Below are 267 nucleotides of genomic sequence, written 5' to 3' on the forward strand. Positions count from 1 at the left end.
GCTGAATATCGTCACCGAAAGTTTAACCTTCTACACCGCTAAACATTATGTTTATCAAGATAGTAAGTTAGTGTCGCTGCCTATTCCTGAAGATGCCGATTTAAAAGGTTACTTTAAAGGTCAGCTATATATCGAGCTAAAAAGCGATTTAGTTACCCCCAAAGGGACTTTCAAACAAGGCGCCATTGTTTATACACCTGTTGATAAACTCATTGCGCAAAAAACTGAGTTTAGTGAACTGGTATCGCCAACGAAGCATGCTTCTAT

The 267-nt window shown here is 39.0% G+C and carries 1 pseudogene; it reads left to right on the forward strand.

Going from position 1 to position 267, the window contains the following annotated elements:
- Positions 1-267 (forward strand): annotated as a pseudogene (locus AAEZ00_RS21350) (prolyl oligopeptidase family serine peptidase); the annotation flags it as partial.

Origin of the sequence: Shewanella sp. S1-49-MNA-CIBAN-0167 (assembly GCF_040310145.1) — a bacterium.
GTDB lineage: Bacteria > Pseudomonadota > Gammaproteobacteria > Enterobacterales > Shewanellaceae > Shewanella > Shewanella psychromarinicola.